The 4,138-nt window shown below is 54.2% G+C and carries 6 protein-coding genes; all 6 read left to right on the top strand.

Annotated elements, in window-relative coordinates; translation table 11 throughout:
- The first annotated feature begins 72 nt into the window (after nucleotides 1–72).
- Nucleotides 73–870, top strand: a complete 798-nt coding sequence (locus tag B3F49_RS00535; protein WP_293908506.1) for a 5-deoxy-glucuronate isomerase — start codon at nucleotides 73–75, stop codon at nucleotides 868–870.
- Between the two features lie 51 nt (nucleotides 871–921).
- Nucleotides 922–1,356 (top strand): OsmC family protein, encoded by a 435-nt coding sequence (locus B3F49_RS00540; protein ID WP_293908507.1) that lies wholly within the window; start codon nucleotides 922–924, stop codon nucleotides 1,354–1,356.
- A 73-nt stretch (nucleotides 1,357–1,429) separates the two neighbouring features.
- Entirely contained in the window at nucleotides 1,430–2,368 is a 939-nt protein-coding gene (locus B3F49_RS00545) for an ABC transporter ATP-binding protein (protein ID WP_293908508.1), read from the top strand.
- The gene (locus tag B3F49_RS00550; protein WP_293908510.1) at nucleotides 2,365–3,096 is read left to right on the top strand and encodes an ABC transporter permease; all 732 of its coding nucleotides are present in this window, start codon (nucleotides 2,365–2,367) and stop codon (nucleotides 3,094–3,096) included. The genes B3F49_RS00545 and B3F49_RS00550 overlap by 4 nt, the downstream gene beginning before the upstream one ends.
- The gene (locus tag B3F49_RS00555; RefSeq protein ID WP_293895744.1) at nucleotides 3,093–3,770 is read left to right on the top strand and encodes an ABC transporter permease; all 678 of its coding nucleotides are present in this window, start codon (nucleotides 3,093–3,095) and stop codon (nucleotides 3,768–3,770) included. Before B3F49_RS00550 ends, B3F49_RS00555 begins: the two co-directional genes overlap by 4 nt.
- A gap of 3 nt (nucleotides 3,771–3,773) precedes the next feature.
- Nucleotides 3,774–4,138 (top strand): hypothetical protein (locus tag B3F49_RS00560; protein ID WP_293908511.1); only part of this gene is annotated, 365 nt, incomplete at its 3' end.

Below are 4,138 nucleotides of genomic sequence, written 5' to 3' on the forward strand. Positions count from 1 at the left end.
GCGAATGTGCATCCTTTGGTTGCGAAAGCCGGGTATGTTTCGTATGCTGGACAGTGAAAGGGAGGCTTTTCCATGATTATTCGCAAACAACAGCCGTTTGAGGCTGGATATACTCCTATTACGACGCTTGACGGTCCCATGCTTTTGGATTTCGGCATCCTCAAGTTGGGCAAGGGAGAATCGGTAACCTGCTCCTTGGACTTGGAGCGGGCATGGATGTTGATCAAGGGGGAGGTTCGTTTCTCTTGGGAAGGAAAGGAAGCGGTAGGCAAACGTGCGAGCTGCATCGATGAACCTCCGGTGGTCCTGCATGCCCCCAGGCACATACCTGTCAAGGTACAGGCGATTGAGGATAGTGAGCTGGCCGTTGAGCGGTGTGTCAACAACCAGGTTTTCCCGGTTCGCTTCTATGCAAAGGGCGAGGTGAAGACCGAGATTTTCGGTGCCGGCGTGCTCAACGAGGCAAGCAATCGTACGGTGCGAACCGTCTTCGACGGGGAGAGCGATCCCTACTCGAATATGGTTATGGGAGAGGTCATCAACCACCCCGGCCGTTGGTCGAGCTATCCGCCGCACGACCATCCCCATCCGGAGATCTACCACTACCGCTTCTTCCCCGCCCAGGGATTCGGGGTCTCGGTGCTCAATGAGGATGCGTTCGTCGTCCATGACGGCGACTCCTCCTTGATTTTCCCCAACACCACCCACTCGCAGGTTGCTGCAGCCGGGTACGCGATGTACTACATCTGGTTGATCCCCCACCTGCCGAATGACAAGTGGCTTCCCACCACCCGCTATTATCGAGAAGAGCATACGTGGCTTTTGCAGAAGGGTGTGAAGATTTGGCCTGAGGTCCCGGCAACGCTGTAGTGGCCTGTGCTCTCGGTTTTGGATACCTTATGGTGCAAGGAGAAAACAACTATGAGCGATACGCATACCTATAGTACATCAGTGGAGTGGACAAAGCAGAAGAGGGCGGCCCTCTCTTCTGCCTCGCTGCCGACCATCGAGGTGGCAACGCCTCCTCAGTTTCCCGGCGGCCATGAGGGCATCTGGTCGCCTGAGCATCTCTATACTGCCGCTGCAGAGGTGTGTCTGTTGACCACCTTCCTCTCCCTCGCCGAAAAGGCGAAGCTTGCCTTCAAGAGCTATAAGAGCGAAGCGGTGGGGACGCTGGAAAACGTGGAGAAGGGGATGCTTATGACCCGCATCCACATCAAGCCGACGGTTGTCATCGATGATGAGAGCCGGAAGGAACAGACGATCAAACTCTTGGAAAAGGCTGAAAAGTACTGCCTGATCTCCAACTCCATGAAAACCGAAGTCACGATCGAGCCGGTTGTCCTGGTCAGATAGGTGAGGTAGTGACAATTGTCACTGCACAGACTCGGCCTCTGGTTCCTATACTGGGAAGCAGAGGTACACAGTCATGGTATTACAAGTTGACGAAGTCATGAAGCGATTCAATACGAATCTCGCTCTCGATTGCTGCTCGCTCAGGGTGGAACAGGGTGAGGTAATTGGTCTGCTCGGGCCGAATGGTGCAGGCAAGACAACCTGCATCCGAGCGATCATCGGCCTGATCGGCATCGATGAGGGGTCCATTACGGTGTTCGGTATGCCCCAGGATGGGAAAAACAAGTCCATCCGCAGAAAAGTCGGGTATGTGACGCAGGAAATCACCTTGTATGAGGATATGAGCGGGAGGGACAACCTTGCCTTCTTTGCCTCCTTGTACGGGATGAGCAAGGCCGATATTCAAGTACGCATGGCTGAAGTCGGCAGGCTTATCGGCCTTGAAGGCAGGCTGGGCGACAAGGTCAAGCACTACAGCGGCGGCATGAAGCGCAGGCTCAATATCGGTTGCGCCCTGATGCACAAGCCGGCCTTGATCATCATGGATGAACCGACGGTCGGCATCGACCCGCAGTCGCGTTCCTTCATCCTCCAAGCAGTCAAGGAACTTGCCAAAAGCGGGGTGACGATCATCTATACCTCCCACTATATCGAGGAGGTGGAGGCGGTTGCCAGCCGTATTTATATTATGGACAACGGACACATCATCGCCGATGGGACGCTCAGGGAGTTGATCGCCCGCATCCGGGGCGACCACTTCATCGAGGTGGAGGTGAGGCTTGCCAGCGAGCAGAAACGCAAGGAACTGCTCGGACTCGCTGATGTGAAGGAAGTGGCTTTGGAGGGAAACCGATACACCATCGTGGTGCCCGGAGGCATCCCGATTCTGGACAAGGTGGTGCTCAGCCTCTCCGAACAGGGTCTGGTGACCATCAACACCAAGCAACCGAACCTTGAGGATGTGTTTCTTACCCTGACCGGCAAGCAGCTGCGTGACGAGGTGGCCTCATGATCCTCTTCCACATCAGGCGCTCGCTGAAAGATCTCATAGGTCATGCCACTCTCATCCTCTTCCCCCTCATCCTGATTTTCTTCTTCGACTACCTGTACAAGACCATCGACATCCAGACAGGCATGGAGGTGGAAGGCCAACAACGGTTGGCGCTCCTGGTCATAGGGTTCGCCCTTACATTTCAAATCTATGGCGCAGCCTTGAGCTTTGAGACCTTGGCTGCAGACTTCTACTCCCCTATGCACGACCGTCTCTTCGCCTCACCGGTGGAAGGCAGGTCGCTGGTGCTCTCGGTATTGCTCAGCGGTACGGTGGTCAGTTTCCTGCAGTCCTTGGTGATTGTACTCTTCTCTTTCATTGTTCTGGGAGCGAGTATTCCAAGTCTTTTCGTGGTGCTTGTCATTCTCCTGGTTTCGGTGCTCTTCAACCAGCTGCTGGGTACGGTCCTGCTCTTTCTTGTAGGCACCTCGAAGGCAGCCAATGTTGTGACCACCATCTACGGTTCGGTGGTCCCGATGCTGGTGGGGCTGTACTTTCCACTTCCCGATTCGGCCTTGTTCAGGGTCATCCGCCTCTATGGCACACCGATGAGCCTGGCAAATACCGCAAGCATCAGGGCGATGGAGGGAGACTATGGCTCCATGGCCCTTGTCATGCTGCCGATTGCAGTGATTGTTGTCCTCCTGTTCGTCTCGTTGAAACCTTTGGTACGGAGGATAGAAGTATGACGATATTCCTGTTCGCTTTGCAACAAAACCTGAAACAACGGATCTCCCTTCTTTTGCTGCTGGTTCTGCCGTTGGTGTTGCTGTTCATTCCCTCGATGACCGGCTCCCTGCCCATGGGCTTCAGCCTGTTTGGATTATTGAACCTCTTCTCGGCATTCCTGCTCTCAAGGCCGGTTGTCGAGGACAGGATGCAGAAGATTGTGGTGCGCATCGCAGCCTCCCCGATAAGCCATGCCTACTACCTGTCCAGCCATCTGCTTGCTTCGCTGTTGCTGCTTGCTGTGCAGTGTCTTGTGTTTGTTGTTGCCTCGATCCTCTATTTCGGTCCTCATGTAACCAACTACCTGGTTCTGTTTCTGCTCTACGTCTCCTACAGTGCAATGGTTCTCTCCCTCTCCCTTGCCTGGAACAGCATGTTTCGTTCCTACAATACCAGCTTCGCCTTGTTCAGCGGCATTGGTTCGATCATGTGCCTGGTCAGCGGCTTGTCCTTCCCGCTTTCACTTCTTCCCCAGTCGGTACAGACCATGGTGCGGATTCTTCCCACCTACTATCTGGCCAACGGCCTGCTCATGCTTGGGAAGCAATCGGGCTCTGGTGTCCTCCTTTCTGCTGTGGTACTCTGGGTATTCACAGGGATATTCCTGTTGATCGGCAGTAAAAGGAGATTCTAGGCTTTGCATCAGAGCACATATTCTCTTGGTTGTGAGCAAGTGACGAGATTGGTGACCATGCTCTTGCTGGTCTCGTCGCTGCTTTTGCTCTTTGAGAAGCTCGATGTCCCTTTGATGTTGGTGTTTCTGTTGGTCCTCTTCTCCCTGTTGCTGCGTTGGCGTTTTGCACTCAATCCACGATTCTTTCTCATCGATGCCGCTGTATTGGTGGTGGTTTCATACTTCCAGCAGGACGCTGTGTTGCTGCTGGGCTTGTACATCTTCTCCTTTGCCTCACGTATGCAGTTGGTCGCACTCACTCCGTTCTTTCTTTATTGCCTGATCAAGCTGCCCCTCCCTTTGGCTTTGTTTCCTGTTCTGGGGTTGCT

The organism is Sphaerochaeta sp. UBA5836, from assembly GCF_002432845.1.
Lineage (GTDB): Bacteria > Spirochaetota > Spirochaetia > Sphaerochaetales > Sphaerochaetaceae > Sphaerochaeta.

Bases quoted from the DNA above. Each gene is read 5' to 3' on its own strand.
- B3F49_RS00535 (WP_293908506.1), top strand. From the start codon at position 73: ATGATTATTCGCAAACAACAGCCGTTTGAGGCTGGATATACTCCTATT.
- B3F49_RS00540 (WP_293908507.1), top strand. From the start codon at position 922: ATGAGCGATACGCATACCTATAGTACATCAGTGGAGTGGACAAAGCAG.
- B3F49_RS00545 (WP_293908508.1), top strand. From the start codon at position 1,430: ATGGTATTACAAGTTGACGAAGTCATGAAGCGATTCAATACGAATCTC.
- B3F49_RS00550 (WP_293908510.1), top strand. From the start codon at position 2,365: ATGATCCTCTTCCACATCAGGCGCTCGCTGAAAGATCTCATAGGTCAT.
- B3F49_RS00555 (WP_293895744.1), top strand. From the start codon at position 3,093: ATGACGATATTCCTGTTCGCTTTGCAACAAAACCTGAAACAACGGATC.